Annotated in this window: 14 protein-coding genes and 1 tRNA gene; 5 read left to right on the top strand and 10 right to left on the bottom strand. The window is 56.6% G+C overall.

Features of this window, described 5'->3' with window-relative positions:
• Positions 1 to 9 precede the first annotated feature (9 nt).
• The 4 genes from ACFPDR_RS03195 to ACFPDR_RS03180 are packed head-to-tail and all read right to left on the bottom strand — an operon-like array spanning position 10 to position 4,951.
• Positions 10 to 777, bottom strand: coding sequence for an ABC transporter ATP-binding protein (locus ACFPDR_RS03195; RefSeq protein ID WP_321291321.1), 768 nt, complete (start codon positions 775 to 777; stop codon positions 10 to 12).
• Positions 774 to 1,790 (bottom strand): FecCD family ABC transporter permease, encoded by a 1,017-nt coding sequence (locus ACFPDR_RS03190; protein WP_060186720.1) that lies wholly within the window; start codon positions 1,788 to 1,790, stop codon positions 774 to 776. The genes ACFPDR_RS03195 and ACFPDR_RS03190 overlap by 4 nt, the downstream gene beginning before the upstream one ends.
• Positions 1,787 to 2,866, bottom strand: coding sequence for an ABC transporter substrate-binding protein (locus tag ACFPDR_RS03185; RefSeq protein ID WP_268379170.1), 1,080 nt, complete (start codon positions 2,864 to 2,866; stop codon positions 1,787 to 1,789). Before ACFPDR_RS03185 ends, ACFPDR_RS03190 begins: the two co-directional genes overlap by 4 nt.
• Positions 2,867 to 2,905: 39 nt before the next feature.
• On the bottom strand, positions 2,906 to 4,951 hold the full coding sequence (locus ACFPDR_RS03180; protein WP_060186718.1) for a TonB-dependent receptor plug domain-containing protein: 2,046 nt from the start codon (positions 4,949 to 4,951) through the stop codon (positions 2,906 to 2,908).
• A gap of 363 nt (positions 4,952 to 5,314) precedes the next feature.
• Between ACFPDR_RS03180 and ACFPDR_RS03175 the strand changes: the two genes are divergently transcribed.
• Positions 5,315 to 6,628 carry a short-chain fatty acid transporter gene (locus tag ACFPDR_RS03175; RefSeq protein WP_035273510.1) on the top strand — a complete coding sequence of 438 codons (1,314 nt, stop codon included), beginning with the start codon at positions 5,315 to 5,317 and terminating at the stop codon, positions 6,626 to 6,628.
• A gap of 183 nt (positions 6,629 to 6,811) precedes the next feature.
• On the opposite strand, the gene ACFPDR_RS03170 is transcribed toward ACFPDR_RS03175, so the two are convergent.
• From ACFPDR_RS03170 to ACFPDR_RS03145, 6 genes are all read right to left on the bottom strand, one after another.
• Positions 6,812 to 6,886, bottom strand: a tRNA-Val gene (locus tag ACFPDR_RS03170).
• Positions 6,887 to 6,980: 94 nt separating this feature from the next.
• Complete coding sequence (dnaQ, locus tag ACFPDR_RS03165) at positions 6,981 to 7,706, bottom strand: DNA polymerase III subunit epsilon (protein WP_009460833.1); 726 nt, start codon at positions 7,704 to 7,706, stop codon at positions 6,981 to 6,983.
• Positions 7,707 to 7,792: 86 nt separating this feature from the next.
• Positions 7,793 to 10,870, bottom strand: coding sequence for an efflux RND transporter permease subunit (locus tag ACFPDR_RS03160; protein ID WP_009460831.1), 3,078 nt, complete (start codon positions 10,868 to 10,870; stop codon positions 7,793 to 7,795).
• Between the two features lie 9 nt (positions 10,871 to 10,879).
• Positions 10,880 to 11,926 (bottom strand): efflux RND transporter periplasmic adaptor subunit, encoded by a 1,047-nt coding sequence (locus ACFPDR_RS03155; protein ID WP_009460829.1) that lies wholly within the window; start codon positions 11,924 to 11,926, stop codon positions 10,880 to 10,882.
• A 99-nt stretch (positions 11,927 to 12,025) separates the two neighbouring features.
• A complete protein-coding gene (gene rnhA / locus ACFPDR_RS03150) occupies positions 12,026 to 12,469 on the bottom strand; it encodes a ribonuclease HI (protein ID WP_022983314.1) in 444 nt (147 codons plus the stop codon).
• Complete coding sequence (locus ACFPDR_RS03145) at positions 12,466 to 13,227, bottom strand: class I SAM-dependent methyltransferase (RefSeq protein WP_035273499.1); 762 nt, start codon at positions 13,225 to 13,227, stop codon at positions 12,466 to 12,468. The genes rnhA and ACFPDR_RS03145 overlap by 4 nt, the downstream gene beginning before the upstream one ends.
• A gap of 23 nt (positions 13,228 to 13,250) precedes the next feature.
• Between ACFPDR_RS03145 and gloB the strand changes: the two genes are divergently transcribed.
• The 4 genes from gloB to ACFPDR_RS03125 all read left to right on the top strand — a co-directional run bounded on the left by gloB (position 13,251) and on the right by ACFPDR_RS03125 (position 17,537).
• On the top strand, positions 13,251 to 14,060 hold the full coding sequence (gene gloB, locus ACFPDR_RS03140) for a hydroxyacylglutathione hydrolase (protein ID WP_035273550.1): 810 nt from the start codon (positions 13,251 to 13,253) through the stop codon (positions 14,058 to 14,060).
• A 10-nt stretch (positions 14,061 to 14,070) separates the two neighbouring features.
• Positions 14,071 to 15,480: a transglycosylase SLT domain-containing protein gene (locus ACFPDR_RS03135; RefSeq protein WP_026485385.1), complete on the top strand. Its 1,410-nt coding sequence runs from the start codon at positions 14,071 to 14,073 to the stop codon at positions 15,478 to 15,480.
• 33 nt (positions 15,481 to 15,513) lie between these two features.
• Entirely contained in the window at positions 15,514 to 16,299 is a 786-nt protein-coding gene (gene fabI / locus ACFPDR_RS03130) for an enoyl-ACP reductase FabI (RefSeq protein ID WP_009460819.1), read from the top strand.
• Between the two features lie 266 nt (positions 16,300 to 16,565).
• A complete protein-coding gene (locus ACFPDR_RS03125; protein WP_060186711.1) occupies positions 16,566 to 17,537 on the top strand; it encodes a tripartite tricarboxylate transporter substrate binding protein in 972 nt (323 codons plus the stop codon).
• Positions 17,538 to 17,546 lie beyond the last annotated feature (9 nt).

The following is a 17,546-nucleotide window of genomic DNA, read 5'->3' as shown; positions in this document are numbered from 1 at the left end:
CGGGGGGCCTCAGGCCCCTCGCGCATACCAATCAGGTAGTTCAAAGGCATGCGCTGGCAGTTGGTAGAGCTGGCGCAAACTGGCCTGACTAAGCATGTCGCGGGGCTGTCCCTGCGCCAATATGCCCCCATCCCGGTACAAGATCACCCAGTCCGCCACGCGGGCCGCATGTTCGGGTTGATGCGTACACAAAAGCACACCCAGACCTTCCTGACGCAAGTGCGAGACTTGATCCAGCACCCGTAATTGATTCGCGAAGTCCAGGCTGGAGGCGGGTTCATCCATGATCAAAAACTGCGAACGCTGCGCCAAGGCCCGTGCAATCACGCACAGCTGGCGCTCTCCACCACTGATCTGATCAATACGTTTTTGAGCCAGCTGCCCTATGCCCAAACGCTCCAGGCAAACGCCTACCCATTGCCGGTCGGCGGCCCGAGGTTGGGTGTACCAGGCCAGCTCACTGGCGCAACCCAGCAGGACCCATTGTTCTACCGTGAAGGCAAAGGCCGACTCCTGCGCTTGCGGTACATAGGCCAGTTGTCTGGCCAGGGCACGCGCACTCCATTGCTCCAGGGGCTTGCCCTGCACCTTCACCTGCCCTTTTAAAGGCGGCTGCAGGCCCAGCAAGGTGCGCAGCAAGGTGGACTTACCGCTGCCATTGGGCCCGAGCAAACAAACGACCTGCCCGGTCTGTACGCGCAGATTCAAATTACTGGCGACTTGCTTGCGCCCGTAGCCTACAGCCAGATCAATCGCTTCCAAGCCTTGTTCGCTCATCGCTGCCTCGCACCACGAGCCAGCAACAGCAAGAAGCCGGGAGCACCCACCAAGGCTGTCAGCACGCCCAAGGGCAGCTCCAATGTGCCTATGCTGCGTGCCAAGGTATCGGTTAACAAGAGGAAGGCGGCGCCCACCAACAAGCAAACGGGCAATAGACGGGAGAAGTCCGGGCCAACCAATAAACGGGCCGCGTGCGGGATCAGCAAACCGACCCAACCTATAATTCCTGCCAGAGCCACGCACACCGCCGTCATCAAGGTCGCGCAAACGATCAGCAGACAACGCAAGGCAGAGACGGGCATGCCCAAGGAGCGGGCCTCCTCATCTTGCAGCGCCAGGACATTGATACGCCAACGCAAAAGCCAGACAGGGACGATGCACGCCAATACCATCAGCGCAGCCGGCCAGACTTCGTAGGAACGTACGGCGCTCAAACCTCCCAATAACCAGAAGGTCATGGAGGGCAATTGAGAGTAGGGGTCGGCCAGGATCTTGATCAGCGACAGGGCGGCACCCAGCAAGGTGCCCACCGCCATCCCGGCCAGGACCAATATCAGAATAGGTGGATGATGGCGTAGCATGCGCGCTAGGCTCAAGACAATGCCCACCGCCAGAAGGCCGCCAACAAAGGCCGCCATCTGTACGCCGAACAAGGAAAAATTCAAATAAATAGCCAGAATCGCCCCCAGACCTGCACCCGAGGACACACCCAGGATATCGGGTGAAACCAGTGGATTGCGAAACATGGTTTGATACGCCGCGCCTGCGGTCGAGAGTGCCGCCCCCACCAGCAAGGCCGCTGCAATACGTGGCAGACGCAAATCCCAGACCACGCGTACGGCCTGACTCTGCCCCGCTTCTGGATCGCTACCAAAACCGGCGACCAGGGCGCGCAGCACTTCTGTTCCGGACAAGGGATACGCCCCCTGCCCCAGGGCAAACACCACCAATACGGCCAGAACCAGCCCCAGCAAAAGCAGCAATAGCCCGTAGGACAAACCTGACTTCATGCGCCTTGCTGCGAACCCAGCGGGTCCAGCCCTTGTACCAATCGCTTGACCTGCTCGTCGCTCAAGGACATGCCGTAAAAAGCCGAGTAAAACTCCTGCAACTCCGAATACATGCGTGGCATGGCAGAACTGCCTTCCAGCAGGGCATTAAGCCAGATCACCCCGGCCAGGCGATTGATACCCGGCGGGCCATCCAGCCAGCCAAAGGGCAAGGCGGGTACGCGGTACAAGCGTCCTTCCTTCACTGCCTTGAGCTGATTCCAGGGAGCCTGAGTACGGGCCAGCTCAAAGAAAGCATCATCCTGAGCAAACAGCATGTCCGGGTCCCAGGCCAATAATTGTTCGTAGGAAATACGGCCCAGGCGATTATCGGTTTTCTCGTCCCCCATCACCGTCAAACCGCAAAGCCGCAGCACCTCGGTATGAATGGATTGACCCATGCCGGTTTCCAGACCATCGTTACCGCGTGCCAAATAGGCTTTCAAGCCTTTGGCTCGGGGTCTGGCAGCTTGATGTGCGCTGTCCAGAATTGCCTGTGCACGCAAGGCCAATTGCTGGCCGCGTTCGGCCTGCCCCAGGATATGACCTGCCTGACGCAACTGCGCCGGACTGTCGTTCAGACGACCATCCAGCAAGACATAGGGCACACCCGTCTGCTCCTGCACGGACTTGGCGGCAGATTCGTAATAGGGATTCACATCACCTATATCCACGACCATATCGGGCTTCAAGGCCAGCAGGCTTTCCAGGGACAAGGTACTGCCCCGACCGGCCAGACGGCCAAGATACGGCAAGGAAAAACCAGCGGCCTGCATCATGCTGCGTGCAGCAGAAGCCAGCTGAAAAGGCCAACCTAAAAGCGCGTGGGGTGCCAGGCAATACACCAGCACCGAAGCGGGCGGACCGGCTGCCACCACCCGGCCAACATGGGCCGGATCGGGCAATTTGCCCGCCACGCTGATATGCAGATTGATCGGGGCGCTGGCTCCCGCCTGCTCAGGCCGGGCCAGCAAACGGGCATGAGGCGCCAAAACCGGCAGTGCCGCCAAGGCACGCAATATGTCACGACGCTTCATCCCGCCCTTCCTCTTTTAACTGCCAATAACAGCACGGCTTTAGAAACGATAGCTTCCGCCCACAAACCAGACACGTCCGGGCATGGGGTAGCCTTCTTTGTATTGATACAGCTTGTCGCCCAGGTTACGCACACCGGCTTCCAGGGTGATGTCCGAGTTCGGACGCCAGATACCCTTCAAGCCCAACAAGGCAAAGCCCGGTGTTTTTTCGTAGATCTGATCACCCTTATTGTTTGCATAGGAGTAGTAACGGCCACTTTCGGTTTCCACCGAACCCATCACTTCCCACTGCGCAGTGGGCTTCCAGCTCAGGTGAGCAAACAGGCGGTGATTGGGTGTATCCACCAGTTTGACGTCCGGGTCAGACTGGTTGCGACGATTCAAATATGTGTACGCCAGGCCTGCCGACCAATGAGCAGACAACTCCTGCTGCAAAGACAGCTCCAGACCCATTTGACGAGCCTTGCCGACGTTGGTGGCCTGATCACAAAAACCCACTGGACGGTACTTGTCACAACCGGGAGCCTGAATAACCGTGCTTTGAATCATGTCACGCACCTGGCTCAAGAACAGCGCCGATTCCAGCTGTGCACCTTCCCATGGCTGACCGCGCAAGCCCAGTTCATAGTGAATGGCGTGCTCGGGTTTCAGATCCGGGTTGGGTTGGGCGTAGCCCATGCGGCTGGAGTAGCGATCTTTAATCGTGGGGAAACGAGTCTTGTAAGCCACGCTACCGTAGACCTGCATGGCATCGCTCCAGTCGTAACCCAGCTCCAGCAAACCGTTGGTGGCATCGGTATCGCCGGTTTCAAAGTTGTGCGCTTCTTTGGCTTTGCGACGTTCGTGGCTGGCACCCACGCGCAACTGCCACAGCTCACCCAAAGCAATACGGTCTTCAAACGCCAGAGACGTGGTCACGTCCTTATAGTGCTCAGTGCCCGATGGCTTGGGATCACGGTGCTGATCTTCCTTGTAGTGCAAGGCAAAATGCAGCTCGTGATTGTCCAGGCTGGTGTTGACCCACTCCAGAGCAGCACCACGGGTACGGTCCGTGTACTCGCTGGTCGGGCCAGTCAGGGTCGCGTATTGACCATCGCTATACATATCCAGACCGTTCTTGTACTTGTCTTCGTACACGCGGGTCTTGATCGTGTTGCTCTCGCCAATCTGGGTGGAACTCAGGAAGTACAGGCTTTCCTTGTCCCAGTACGGCCAGCGCCAGTAGCGTTGACCCAGCTTGGCATCGTTCACGCCGGTGTAGACCGGATTGTCTTTCTGACCTTTCTGGTTCACGTAACCAATAACGTACTCATCCGTCGCATTGGGCGTGATACCCAATTTAAAAGACGCTTTCTTGTCCATTTGAGAAGCATTGCTGCGCATGCCACCCGTGTCGGTAGGACGTGCTTTTTGATCTTCAAAGCCACGACCCAAGGGGAAGCTGCGTTCGCCTGACCAGGACAAGCCTGCCTGCATGTACCAGGAACCCTGATTGGTGCCAACGTTCAAGGCGCTGTAGCGTTGATCGCCCGTGGCGTAACCGGCGCGGAACTCGCCTTCAAACTCCTTGACGGGCTTGCGGGTAACCAGGTTGATGGCACCACCCATGATGTTGGGGCCATACAGTAAGGAAGCTGCACCCTTGGCCACGCGAATTTCGCTCAGGTCCATGGTGGTGAAGCGGGTAAAGTCCACATAGCCGTCGTACGGCACGTACTGTGGAATACCGTCCAGGAACAGAGGCACCTGGCGCGAATCAAAACCACGCACGTAGACCATCTGTTCGTTACGGGCACCGCCCGCCGACACAGTCACGCCGGGTTGCACACTAACGGCGGCACCCACATCGCGCAAATCAAAAGCCTGCATTTCTTTCTGGCTGACTGCGCTCTCCCCCAACGGAGCCTCGCGATCCAGGCTGGACTGAACAACCACTTTGCCCAGCTGAAACACGCGGTCATTGTTTTCCTGAGCCTGAGCCTGGCTAACTGCCAAGGCCCCCATCATGCTCAAGACCAATGCGCGCGGCACAAAACAGACGGACTGATGACGCGCTGCTGTGGCGCGTTTGGACTGATGTCTCATTCCCCTTCCCTATTCGATCTTTCTAATTGATTTATGAACTGACGCCACACAAAGATGCAGCACAAAAAAAAACGGACCCCAGGGGGCCCGTAAATAGAACCCATCATCGAGCGATGAGTGATGGTTCTTTCGAAAACACCGCTATATAGTAAAGCATATAGCGAAGAACAACAACTAGCCAGAAACTTTAAGGTTCAGGTTTTCCCGTCTTCCCAATTTACAGCTTCTCGCCAACAATACGGCTGTACTGAGCATTTACATCAAAATGCTGCCAGCAAGGTGCCTGCACAAACGGGCACCCAAACGATCCCAAGACATCAGGACCCGCGCAAATACTGGCGCAAATCCACAGGAGCACAATTTATGTTTAAAGCCATGACGCGCGGTTCGGTCCGCCTGGTTGAACGCTATCTACCCGATCCGTATATTTTCGTCATCCTGCTCACACTGATTGCCGGTATTGCGGCCATGGCGTTTGAGCAACGCTCTCCCATGGAGATCATCCAATATTGGGGTAATGGCTTTTGGGGCCTGCTGACCTTTGCCATGCAAATGCTGCTGGTCTTGCTGACCGGTCACATGCTGGCCAGCACGCCACTGGTAAAAAGCTGGTTGCGTGGCCTGGCCTCGCTGGCCCGATCAGCCGGTTCCGCCATCATTCTGGTGACACTGGTGTCACTGGCGGCCAGCTGGATCAACTGGGGTTTCGGCCTGGTGGTCGGTGCCCTGTTCGCCAAAGAGCTGGCCCGTCAGGTCCGCGTGGACTACCGCTTGCTGGTTGCCAGTGCCTACTCCGGCTTTCTGGTCTGGCACGGTGGCTTGGCCGGTTCTGTACCACTGACCATTGCCACCTCGGGCCACTTTTCTGAAGACAAGATCGGCATCATCGGGACCTCCGACACCATCTTCGCCTTCTTTAACCTGGCCATTGTGATCGCCCTGTTCATTCTGGTGCCACTGATTAACCGTTTGATGTTGCCCAGTGACAAGGAAAGTATTTACGTCGACCCCAAGCTGCTGGAAGACACGCCAGACGACGTCAACCAGACCACCGATCGTCCAGCAGACCGTCTGGAAAACAGCCGTCTGATCTCCATCGTGATTGGTGTCGCTGGCCTGGCCTACCTGTTTGACTACTACGTGTTGCGCGGTGCGACCCTGAATCTGAACGTGATCAACTTCACCTTCCTGATTCTGGCCATCTTGCTGCATGGCACCCCTCGCCGCCTGCTGAAAAGCCTGGATGAAGCCATCCGCGGCGGTGCCGGGATTGTGATTCAGTTCCCCTTCTACGCAGGCATCATGGCCATCATGATCGACTCCGGTCTGGCTGCCAGCCTGTCCGAGTGGATGGTGTCCTTTGCCACGGCGACCACCCTGCCCTTCTGGACCTTCATGAGCGCCGGTCTGGTCAATATCTTTGTGCCCTCGGGCGGTGGCCAGTGGGCCGTACAAAGCCCGGTCGTGATTGCTGCCACACAGGCTCTGGATGCGGACATGGCGCGCACCGCCATGGCCGTTGCCTGGGGCGACTCCTGGACCAATATGCTGCAGCCTTTCTGGGCCTTGCCGGTATTGGCTATTGCCGGTCTGAAAGCCAAGGACATCATGGGCTTTTGCCTGATTCAGTTGATTGTCTCGGGTATTGTGATCTCGATTGGTTTGACCTGGTTGTAAGACAGGCTGGGATGCTTTCATCACACATCGCATCCTGACTGGCAACAAAAAACGCCCCGTGAATATCCATGGGGCGTTTTGCATTGAGCAGGCTGCAATCAGCCCAAGCATAAGCAAGACGCAAACAAGCCGCCACAAAGAAGGGCAATGACGATATGAGGGGGAATGAAATGAAGGTGGAGATGGTGGGCGGTACAAGGTTCGAACTTGTGACTTCCACCGTGTGAAGGTGGCACTCTACCACTGAGTTAACCGCCCGGAGCTTTAAAGAACTACAAAAGCTGCGAAGAAAAAAACTATAGCATGGCCCTGATTGATTTACAAGTTCAGGGCCAGCTCTTTTCTTAAATAATTACTCCGTTGCCGGGTTGAGCATCTCACGCCACATGGGCGGCTTCTTGTTCTGCTTTTCCAGCACGTCCATGTATTTCTCGTGCTCGGCCTGATCGGCTTCGGATGCGCGCAGCACTTTCAGCACGCTGGCGTCAAACTTGCCCAGGCTCAGATTGCTGCCATCCCCACCTTGCCCATCAGACTCGTCAAAGTCCATCAGCAAGGCGTCCTGGCCACGGGTCATGGCCAGCCAGACATCAGCCAGCAACTCCGAGTCCAGCAAAGCGCCGTGCAAGGTACGGTGAGAGTTGGAAATACCGTAGCGTTCGCATAGGGCATCCAGGGAGTTGCGCTTGCCGGGGTGCATTTCCCGCGCCACCAACAAGGAGTCGGTGATGCTGTCGCAGTACTGCGAGAATGGGCCTTTACCTACCTTTTGCAGCTCGGCATCCAAAAAACGTGTATCAAAGGAGGCGTTATGAATAATGACTTCCGCACCCTGCACAAAATCCAGCACCTGATCCACCACATCCTTGAAACGTGGGTGGCCGGACAGAAATTCCGTGGTCAAGCCGTGAATTGCCAAAGCTTCAGGATCAGAGTCCCGGTCCGGGTTTAGATACAAGTGCAGATGGCGGCCCGTCAATTTACGATTGAACAGCTCTACCCCACCCACTTCAACAATGCGGTGCCCTTCACGAGGCTCCAGACCGGTGGTTTCAGTATCCAGAATAATTTGACGCATTCACTTTCCCTACAAATTCAATCACAGTAATGGCACTCGACAAGGAGGCTATACAAACAGCTTCCCCGCAGACCAGCACTACAGGTTTAGACAGAGGCCTCGGGCTTATCAATCAATTCCAGTTGCTTGTCCTGCCCTTCTTTCTTGCCCGCAATCAGCGTATAGGCCACCGGCACCACAAACAAGGTCAACAAAGTTCCCAGGGACAAGCCGCCCACCAGCACCCAACCAATCTGTTGACGAGATTCGGCACCCGCCCCAGAGGCATACGCCAGCGGCAAGACCCCCAACACCATGGCGCCGGTTGTCATCAAGATGGGGCGCAGGCGCATCTCGCAAGCGCGCACCACGGCATTGTACAAACTGGCCCCCGCTTCGCGTTGTTGAGTGGCAAATTCCACAATCAAGATACCGTGCTTGGTAATGAGACCCACCAGGGTAATCAAACCGATCTGACTATAAATGGACAAGGTCCCGCCCGACAGCCACAGGGCCAACAAGGCCCCTGTCATGGACAAGGGCACGGACAGCATGATGATGAGCGGGTTGCGCCAGCTTTCAAACTGCGCGGCCAGCACCAGATAAATAAAGGCCAGTGCCATCAGGAAGACCAGATAGATACTGCCCGAGGAATCCCGGAACTCGCGCGACTGGCCATCCAGGTCAGTCTGCACCGTTTCCGGCAAGGTCTTGCGAGCCACCTCATTCATGTGTTCGAGCACCTCACCCAAGGCATAGCCGGGGGCCACTGATGCTTCCACAATGACCGCCCGCAAGCGGTTGAAGTGGTTCAGCGATTGCGGCGATACGCTCTCGCGCACATTCAGGAAGTTGGAGGCCTGCACCATGCCACCATCTTTAGTGCGCACGTAAATATCCAGAATGTTTTGCGGGCTGGAACGAGCCTGCTTGTCTACCTGCACAATCACGTCGTACTGCTCGCCATCGCTCTTGTAGCGCGTGACCTGACGCCCGCCCAACATGGATTCCAGAGTGCGGCCTACCGCTTCCACCGATACGCCGGTATCGGCCAGCTTGTCGCGGTCTACATCAATACGGATTTCTGGTGTGTTCAAGCGCAAGTCCGTGTCCACGTTCAACAGCCCTGGATAGTCTCGCAGCTCAGCCAGAAAACCGTCCACGATCTTGGCCAGCTCCGGATACGGTGCCTGGCTCATGATCACAAACTCCACCGGCTTGGAAGTAGCCCGCTGTCCCAACGACGGCGGGTTAGTGGGGAAAGCACGCGCACCGGGAATGGCGGAGAAATGCGGTTGCAGTTCACGCGCAATGGATTGCTGGTTACGTGTACGCTCCTCCCACGGCTTCAAGCGCAAAATTGCAAAGGAATCGGTGACGGTAGGGAAACCAATAATGGACTGGTACCCCTCTGTCTCCGGTATGCCGCGATATAGCTCTTCCACCCGCTCCACATTGCGCAAGGTGTAATCCAGCGTAGCGCCTTCGGGCGAATTCACAATCCCGAAAATCACACCTCGGTCTTCAATCGGAGCCAGTTCGCTTTTGATGACCGTAAACAGCAGCCCACTGGTCGCGGCAACGGCCACACCAATGAACAGGACCAGAAAACGCCAGCGCAAGGCGCGAATCAGGATACGGCGGTAGCCTCGTGTCAGCCAGACCAGGAAATTCTCGATACCCTGACTGACACGGCCCACTTTCGCACCATGTGGACGCAACATGCGCGAGCACATCATGGGCGTCAGGGTCAGGGCCACGAAACCGGACACCAGCACGGCAGCCGCCAAGGTCAGTGCAAACTCAATGAATAATCGCCCGGTACGGCCTGTGGCAAAAGCCAGCGGGGCATACACCGCCACCAGGGTTAGCGTCATGGCAATCACAGCGAAGGCAATTTCACGCACACCCAAAAAGGCAGCCTGCATAGCCGTCTTGCCCTCTTCGATATGGCGGTACACGTTCTCCAGCACCACAATCGCATCGTCCACCACCAGGCCAATCGCCAGCACCATGGCCAGCAAGGTCAGCGTGTTGATAGAAAAGCCCAGCATGTACATGATGGCGAAGGCCCCGATTAGGGAAATCGGAATCGTCACAATGGGAATCACACTGGCGCGGAAACTGCGCAGGAAAAACACAATCACCAGCACCACCAGCAAGATGGCCTCGGCAATGGTGGTGTACACCGAATCAATGGATTTCTGAATGAAGATGGAGCTGTCGTAAGACACGGACAACTTCATATTGCCCGGCAGGCTTTCGTTGATGCGCTCCACTTCTGCTCGCACGGATTTGGACAGATCCAGCGGGTTGGCGGTGGACTGTTTAGTCACGCCAATGTTCAAACTGTTTTGCCCATTGAATCGGGCCAGTACCCGTTCCTCGGCAGGCCCGATACGCACGTCGGCAATATCGGAGATGCGCACCGGATAACCGGCTGCCTGACTAATGATGATGTTGCGAAATTCCTCGGGCGTTTCCAGGTCGGTGGAGGAAACCACGGAAAACTCGCGGGCATCGGACTCAATACGACCAGCTGGAATCAGCACGTTCTGTTTGCGCAGAGCATCTTCCACATCCTGCACGGTCAGTTGGTAGGCTCCCAAACGGGTGCGATCCAGGTCGATACGCATGGCGGGCAAGCGCTCGCCAAACACGCGCACTTCAGCGGCACCAGGCAAGACGGACAGGCGCGTTTTAATGTAGCGGTTGATGTAGTCCGAGGCCTCCAGCATGCTGTAGTCGCCGGTATCCACACCTACATAAATAATCGGGGTGGAGTCTGCTTCCACCTTATTGATGATGGGCTCGTCCACCTCGTCGGGCAGAAAACGTCGGGCACGCGATACCTTGTCGCGCACATCAGCCGCAGCGGCATCGGGGGCCCGGTCCAAATTGAATTTAATGTTGATCAGGCTGCGCTCGGAACGGCTGCGTGAAGTCATCACGTTCACGCCCTCGATCCCCGACAACTGATCTTCAAGAGGTTTGGTCACCTGGGACTCGATCACCTCTGGTGAGGCCCCTTTATAGTTGGTGATGACGGAGACGACCGGCTCGTCAATAGCGGGGTATTCGCGTACGGTCAGGCGTTCATAGGAAATGAAACCGACCAGCACAATCACCAAAGACAGAACCGTGGCAAATACCGGGCGACGGATACATAAGTCAGAAAGAACCATGATTCCGTCCTATTGCTGCGGCTGTGTTTGGACGTCGATCACTTCCTGAATATCGACCGGCACTCCGTCACGAACCTTTTGCAGCCCGGCCACCAGCACATTGTCACCCGCTTTCAGATCGCCTGTGACTTGTACCCAGCCCTGCTCGCGTACACCAACCTGCACCTGACGGCGCTCTGCCCGACCATCTTTCACAATATAGATGTACTGATCCTGCCCCGAAGGAGCCAAGGCGGTTTCAGGCACCATCAAAGCCTGGTAACGCGACAGTTCAAGGCGTACCCGGCTGAACAAACCGGGGCGCAAAGCGCCATCTTCATTGGGCACCTGAGCCCGCAGCAAAATGGAACGGCCAGCCGTATCCACCGCCGGGCTGACAGCCAGTACCGAGCCATGGCGGGTTTCGCCCAGGAAGGCATCAAAGCGCAGTTCGACCGGCATGCCGGCCTTCACATCGGCCAGATATTGTTCAGGGATACGGAAGTCCACGTTCAAGGTCGAAACCGCTTCCAGCTGCACCAGATCCGTACCCGGCCCAACATAATCACCCACCGAGACATTACGCAAGCCGGTCACACCATCAAAGGGGGCACGGATACGGGTCTTGTCCAGCTGCACACGCGCCAATTGCACTTCGGCTTGCTGAACAGCCAAGCGGCTACCGGACTCGTCTTTGGCCTGCTGGCTGATAAAGCCCTGACGGCTCAATTCCGAAGATCGCTTGTGCTGACTATTGGCCAGATTCAAATTTGCCTGTGCCTGATTCAGTTGCGCCTGCGCCATGGCCGGGTCCAATTGAATCAGGAGCTGGCCTTTTTTGACGGGCTGACCTTCTTCAAAGCTGATCGCTGAAATACGACCACTGATCTCGGGCCGCAGCACGACGGACTCTCTGGCCACCAGGGTTCCCACCGCCGCCACATCACGAATCAACTCACTTTGCCGCACGGGTAAAACTTCCACCCGCGTGGCGTCAGACTGCGCCCAACTGGGGCTGCTACTGGCAAACAGTACAAGAAACAGAGAAAAAATCGTGGGACGCAGCGTGGAAATCATGGGCGGCTTATCCTGACCGGCCAGGCCGGTGAAGCTGTCTGACAAAATATGACGAGTGGCTAATAGTACTATCAGCGGGCTACAACTCTGCCCAAGATCTTATAACTGCCTGGCGATTTCCACCCCTTCATTGGCCAACTGATCCGCACGCTCGTTGCCGGGATCACCCGCATGGCCACGCACCCATAACCAGGTCAGCTCATGTTTTGCGGCCTGCTGCTCCAACTCCTGCCACAGGTCGGCATTCTTGACGGGCTTTTTATCGGCAGTACGCCAGCCGCGGGCTTTCCAGCCGGGCAACCATTCGTTCATGCCTTTTTGTACGTACTGCGAATCGGTGTGTACCCGCACCTGGCAAGGGCGTTTCAAGGCTTTGAGAGCCTCGATCACGGCCATCAGTTCCATGCGGTTATTGGTAGTATTGGCCTCGCCACCGCAAATGGCTTTTTCACGTCCGCCATGACGCAACAAGGCGCCCCAGCCCCCCAAACCGGGGTTGCCCTTGCAGGCACCATCGGTCCAAATATCGACAACATCAGTCATGTCTTGCTAATTCCTTCATCGGCAGCGCGTCCAGCAACCACCATAGGCCGACGCACACGCCGACGGTTTTTCTTCCACTTGGGCCCGACCATACGCAAGGCCGGCGTGCGTTTGACCGCACTAATCATGTAGACAGCCCCCGCAAAGCTCCACCAGCGCGCACCGCTTTGCTCCATCCAGGACCAGCGGTCCAGCCAGGACTGCTGACGGCACAACGGTGCGTAACAGCCCATCTGCGTACTTTGCACATCAAAGGACAAAAGCTTTAACCAGTCGCGCAAGCGCGAGGGTGACATCACATCTCCCGGCAAGGTAGGCGTGCCCCGCTCCAGACCCGGAATCCAGTCGTGGGCACCCCACAAACTCAAGGGGTTGAAACCCGTCAGGAGAATGCGCCCTTCTGGCACCAGAACGCGCTCGGCCTCTCGCAACACCTGATGCGGGTCGCTGGCGCTTTCCAATGTATGGGGCAGGATTAAAAGATCAATGCTTTGCGTATCAAAAGGCAGATGCTCGGGTTCGGCATAAACCAGGTTCTTCTGCTGAGCGGGCAAGACGCCGGCCTGAGCCGTACATACCTTGCAGGAGATGCGACTATGCGCCAGGAGGTCCCAATGCGGCAATCCAATTTGTATGGCATGATACCCGAAGGTGTTGACCACCTCCGCATCGATTCCGGCTTGTTCCCAAGCCCGCACATATCGCCCCGGTACGGTTTCCAACCACTGGGCAAATTGATCATTCAAAGTCTGCTCCACTGGCGCTCTCTCCCTCTACCATGATGAATGCATTTACCTGGCCTGTGCCAAGCGATGTTCGCCTGATTCCACTACCAGCCCTGAACGACAACTATATATGGGCTTTAAGTCGAAACGGTCATGCCCTGGTTGTGGACCCCGGCCAGGCCGCCCCGGTTCTGGATTGGCTGGAACGCGAGTCCTTACAACTGGATGCCATTTTACTGACACACCACCACGGTGACCACGTTGGAGGTGTCATGGATATCCTGGCCAAGCACCCGGCTCGCGTCTGGGGCCCCGCCAACGAGCGTCTGCCTGCCTGTGACGTGCGTGTCGGCCAGTCCGACAAGGTCGAGTTACCCACTCTGGAACTGACGCTGGACGTGCTGGACATCCCCGGCCATACCGCCGGACACGTTGCGTACTTTGGTCAAAATGAGGTAAAACAGCCCTTTGTTTTCTGTGGTGATACCTTGTTTGCTGCTGGTTGCGGACGCCTGTTTGAAGGCACCCCGGCACAAATGACGGATTCCCTGGGCAAGTTGGCAAAACTGCCATCGGACACCCTGATCTGCTGTGCGCACGAATACACTTTATCCAATTTACGCTGGGCTCTACAGGTAGAGCCGGACAATCCCCAACTGCATGAACGTTGGGAACAGGATAATCTCAAGCGTCAGCAAAACTTGCCTACGGTGCCCTCCACCTTGAAAACAGAATTGGCTACCAATCCATTTCTGCGTTGCGAGACGACTGCTGTTATCAAGGCTGCCGAGCACCATGCTGCCCAGTCCCTTAATAATCCTGTCGAGGTATTTGCCAGCCTGCGCGACTGGAAAAACAATTTCTGAAGATTCCGCAATGAACCTAATGAGACTTTTTGCGCTGCTATGCGCTTTCGTGCTGGCAGGCTGCGCCACAGGCCCCAAGGTCAGCCCTCAAAAAGCCGCCAAGACCTCCACCAGCATTGCCGCCGATACGTCTCGCACCATTGATCTGACCCACCCACCCAAAGACGCATGGGACCGGATGCGCCGGGGTTTCTCCATCCCCAACCTGCATACCGATCTGGTTGATTACTGGACCAACTACTACGCTTCGCACCCCGAATCCATCCGTACCATGAGCCAGCGCGCCTCGCGCTATCTGTACCACATCATGGACGAGCTCGATGCCCGTGGCCTGCCTTCCGAACTGGCCTTGCTGCCTTTTGTGGAAAGTGCCTATAACCCCGTCGCCTATTCGCGCTCCCATGCGTCCGGTCTGTGGCAGTTCATCCCCAGCACCGGCACACAATACAAGCTGGAGCAGAACTGGTGGGTAGACCAGCGCCGTGACCCGGTCGAGTCCACTCGCGCTGCTTTGGACTATCTGTCTTACTTGTACGAGTTCCAAGGCGACTGGTATTTGGCCCTGGCCTCCTACAACTGGGGTGAGGGTTCGGTACGCCGCGCCATGGAGCGTAATGAACAGGCCAACCTGGATGTTGACTACTTATCGCTGAAGATGCCGGACGAAACACGTAATTACGTCCCCAAACTGCAAGCGATCAAAAACATTGTGGCCAACCCGGAGCGTTATGGCATCACCCTGCCTCCGGTCAGCAATACACCGTATTTCACAGCCGTGCGCAAGAACAAGGACATTGACGTAGCCCTTGCCGCCGAGCTGGCTGAAATCTCCGTGGACGAGTTCAAAGCCTTGAACGCTGCCCACAATCGCCCCACAATCCCTGCCGATCGCGGCACCTTGCTGCTGCCCGCCAACAAGGTGGATATCTTCAATGCCAATCTGGCGGCCTACCAAGGCAAGCTCAGTAACTGGAAGGCCTACCAATCCAAGCGCGGCGAAAGCTATCTGTCCATTGCACAGCGTCACGGCATTACCTTGTCGCAGCTGCGCTCCATCAACGGTTTGGGTAGCAAGAGCACCAAGGCCGTTGCCCAGACACTATTGGTGCCCAGCACCACCTTGGGTGAAGGCAGCCTGCAACTGGCTTCTCTGACCAATACACCTGCCGCCCCGGTAGCGCAAAGCACACGCCGTGCTCGTACGCAAACGGCCAGCGTCAACCGCAAGAATGACACTGTTGTTTTGCGTCGCGGCGCCAATGTGCGCACCCATACGGTTCGACAGGGCGATACACTTTACGCCTTGGCCAAACGGTACGACACTTCGGTGGCAGAACTGCGACGCCTGAACAATATCAAAGGCAGCTCTCTTTCCAGGGGGACACGTTTGCGTGTTCCCGGTTCCAATATTCGTGGCTAAGTCCACCCACTAATTACATAAAGGATTTTCAGCATGGGTTTCCTGCAAGGAAAACGCATCCTGGTCACAGGCGTCCTCTCGAATCGCTCTATTGCTTACGGGATTGCGCAAGCATGTCGCCAACAAGGTGCTGATATTGCCCTGACCTATGTGGGCGAGCGTTTTAAAGAACGTGTTGAAGGCTTTGCCAAAGAACTGGGCACGGATATCGTGCTGCCCTGTGATGTGTCTGAAGACGATCAGATCGAACAGGCCATGGCCTCGCTGGGCGAGCGCTGGGACGGTCTGGACGGTTTGGTGCACTCCATTGGTTTTGCACCCCGTGAAGCCATTGCCGGCAACTTCCTGGACGGCCTGTCGCGCGAATCGTTCCGCGTCGCTCATGACATTTCCGCCTACAGCTTTCCCGCACTGGCCAAGGCTGCCCTGCCCTTGCTGAAGGGCCGCAAGAGTTCGGTGCTGACCCTGACCTACCTGGGCGCTGAAAAAGCCATCCCTAACTACAACACCATGGGCGTGGCCAAAGCTGCGTTGGAAGCCTCGGTGCGTTACCTGGCGGTGGCGCTGGGCGAGTACGGCATTCGTGCCAACGCCATCTCGGCCGGTCCTATCAAGACCCTGGCGGCCAGCGGCATCAAGGACTTCTCCACCATTCTGAAATTCGTAGAGACGCACGCTCCCTTGCAGCGCAACGTCACCATTGAAGAAGTGGGCAATGTGGCCTCCTTCCTGATGTCCGAATTGGCCAGCGGTATCACAGGCGAAATCACGCACGTTGACGCCGGCTTTAACTGCATCGTTCCGGGTATGCAGGAGTAAAGGCCAGCATCAGATGCCTACAAGCATCCTGATGACAAAAAGGAACAGGCTTTTGCACTGTTCCTTTTTTTTGGCCCTGGATCAGCTGCAATTTGCGCTACTGGCTTCTTATATAAGCAATAAAAAACATAAATAAATCAGTACACTGACTTTCTCGTTTTCCCTAGTAGGATATAAAAAATAATCTGTGAATAATATTTATGTCAGTGCACTGACTATTAAAGCATAAAAAATCAATCACAGAACTCGATTCTCGAGGAGACACAATGTTCCAACGCCAACCGCGTCTGCTGGCCCTGGCTGGGCTTTTGCTGAGCTGTGCAATGCTGGCCCCCGCCACCGCCAGTGCTAATAAACCGATCGAAATTATCGTCACCTTCCCACCAGGAGGGGGCACGGATTTACTGGCCCGTCTGATCGGGAATTACTTCAACGAACAACTTGGCCAGCCCGCGATTGTGGACAACCGCCCCGGTGCCAGCGGCAATATTGGCGCTCGTATGGTGGCCCAGCGCCCGGCCGACGGTCAGTCACTACTGATGGTCAACAGCTCCTTTGCTGTCAATCCGGCCGTGTTCGACAAGCTGCCGTTCGATCCCAAGAATGACTTCACAGCTGTCTCCAACTTCGCCTTTGTTCCATCGGTCGTTATCGTGCCGGCCAACTCCCCCTACAAGACACTGAAAGACATGCTAACGGCTGCCAAAGAGAAACCGGGCGAAGTGTTCTTTGGCTCTTGCGGCAACGGTACTCCGCAACATCTGGCTGGCGAAATGCTCAACGAAGCAGCGGGCGTGGAAATGGCGCATATCCCCTACAAAGGTTGCGGTGGCGCTCTGAACGATGTGATGGGTGATCAGGTGGGCTCGGCCTTCGTCACTGCCTCCAGCACCCTGCCCTTCATTGAAAGCGGGAAGGTACGTGCCTTGGCTGTGACCTCGGCAGAGCGCAGTCCCCTGCTGGCCGATGTGCCCTCGATCGCCGAGCTTGGCTACCCAGGCTACGAACTGAACCAGTGGCACGGCTTACTGGCTCCCGCTGGCACTCCCGAGCCTGTCGTGCAAAGACTGCATGAAGCAGTAGAAAAAATAATTGCGCGCGAAGACGTGCAAGCCAAGCTGACAAGCCTGGGCTACACCGTTGCCCACGATGGCCCGGCCCAGTTCCAGGCGATGATCAATGCCGACATCGATCGGTTTCGCGAACTGGCACAAAAAATTGGACTGACAATCAACTAAGGATCCACC

The sequence above is a fragment of the Alcaligenes sp. GCM10023179 genome, assembly GCF_042653705.1.
In the GTDB taxonomy this organism is placed as follows: Bacteria; Pseudomonadota; Gammaproteobacteria; order Burkholderiales; family Burkholderiaceae_B; genus Alcaligenes; species Alcaligenes phenolicus.
This window is presented reverse-complemented; position numbering and strand designations above follow the sequence as displayed.

Coding starts and splice junctions, on each gene's coding strand:
- ACFPDR_RS03155 (WP_009460829.1), bottom strand. CDS start 11,926: ATGATTTCCACGCTGCGTCCCACGATTTTTTCTCTGTTTCTTGTACTG.
- gloB (WP_035273550.1), top strand. CDS start 13,251: ATGAATGCATTTACCTGGCCTGTGCCAAGCGATGTTCGCCTGATTCCA.
- dnaQ (WP_009460833.1), bottom strand. CDS start 7,706: ATGCGTCAAATTATTCTGGATACTGAAACCACCGGTCTGGAGCCTCGT.
- ACFPDR_RS03190 (WP_060186720.1), bottom strand. CDS start 1,790: ATGAAGTCAGGTTTGTCCTACGGGCTATTGCTGCTTTTGCTGGGGCTG.
- ACFPDR_RS03185 (WP_268379170.1), bottom strand. CDS start 2,866: ATGAAGCGTCGTGACATATTGCGTGCCTTGGCGGCACTGCCGGTTTTG.
- ACFPDR_RS03175 (WP_035273510.1), top strand. CDS start 5,315: ATGTTTAAAGCCATGACGCGCGGTTCGGTCCGCCTGGTTGAACGCTAT.
- ACFPDR_RS03195 (WP_321291321.1), bottom strand. CDS start 777: ATGAGCGAACAAGGCTTGGAAGCGATTGATCTGGCTGTAGGCTACGGG.
- rnhA (WP_022983314.1), bottom strand. CDS start 12,469: ATGACTGATGTTGTCGATATTTGGACCGATGGTGCCTGCAAGGGCAAC.
- ACFPDR_RS03135 (WP_026485385.1), top strand. CDS start 14,071: ATGAACCTAATGAGACTTTTTGCGCTGCTATGCGCTTTCGTGCTGGCA.
- ACFPDR_RS03160 (WP_009460831.1), bottom strand. CDS start 10,870: ATGGTTCTTTCTGACTTATGTATCCGTCGCCCGGTATTTGCCACGGTT.
- ACFPDR_RS03180 (WP_060186718.1), bottom strand. CDS start 4,951: ATGAGACATCAGTCCAAACGCGCCACAGCAGCGCGTCATCAGTCCGTC.
- ACFPDR_RS03125 (WP_060186711.1), top strand. CDS start 16,566: ATGTTCCAACGCCAACCGCGTCTGCTGGCCCTGGCTGGGCTTTTGCTG.
- fabI (WP_009460819.1), top strand. CDS start 15,514: ATGGGTTTCCTGCAAGGAAAACGCATCCTGGTCACAGGCGTCCTCTCG.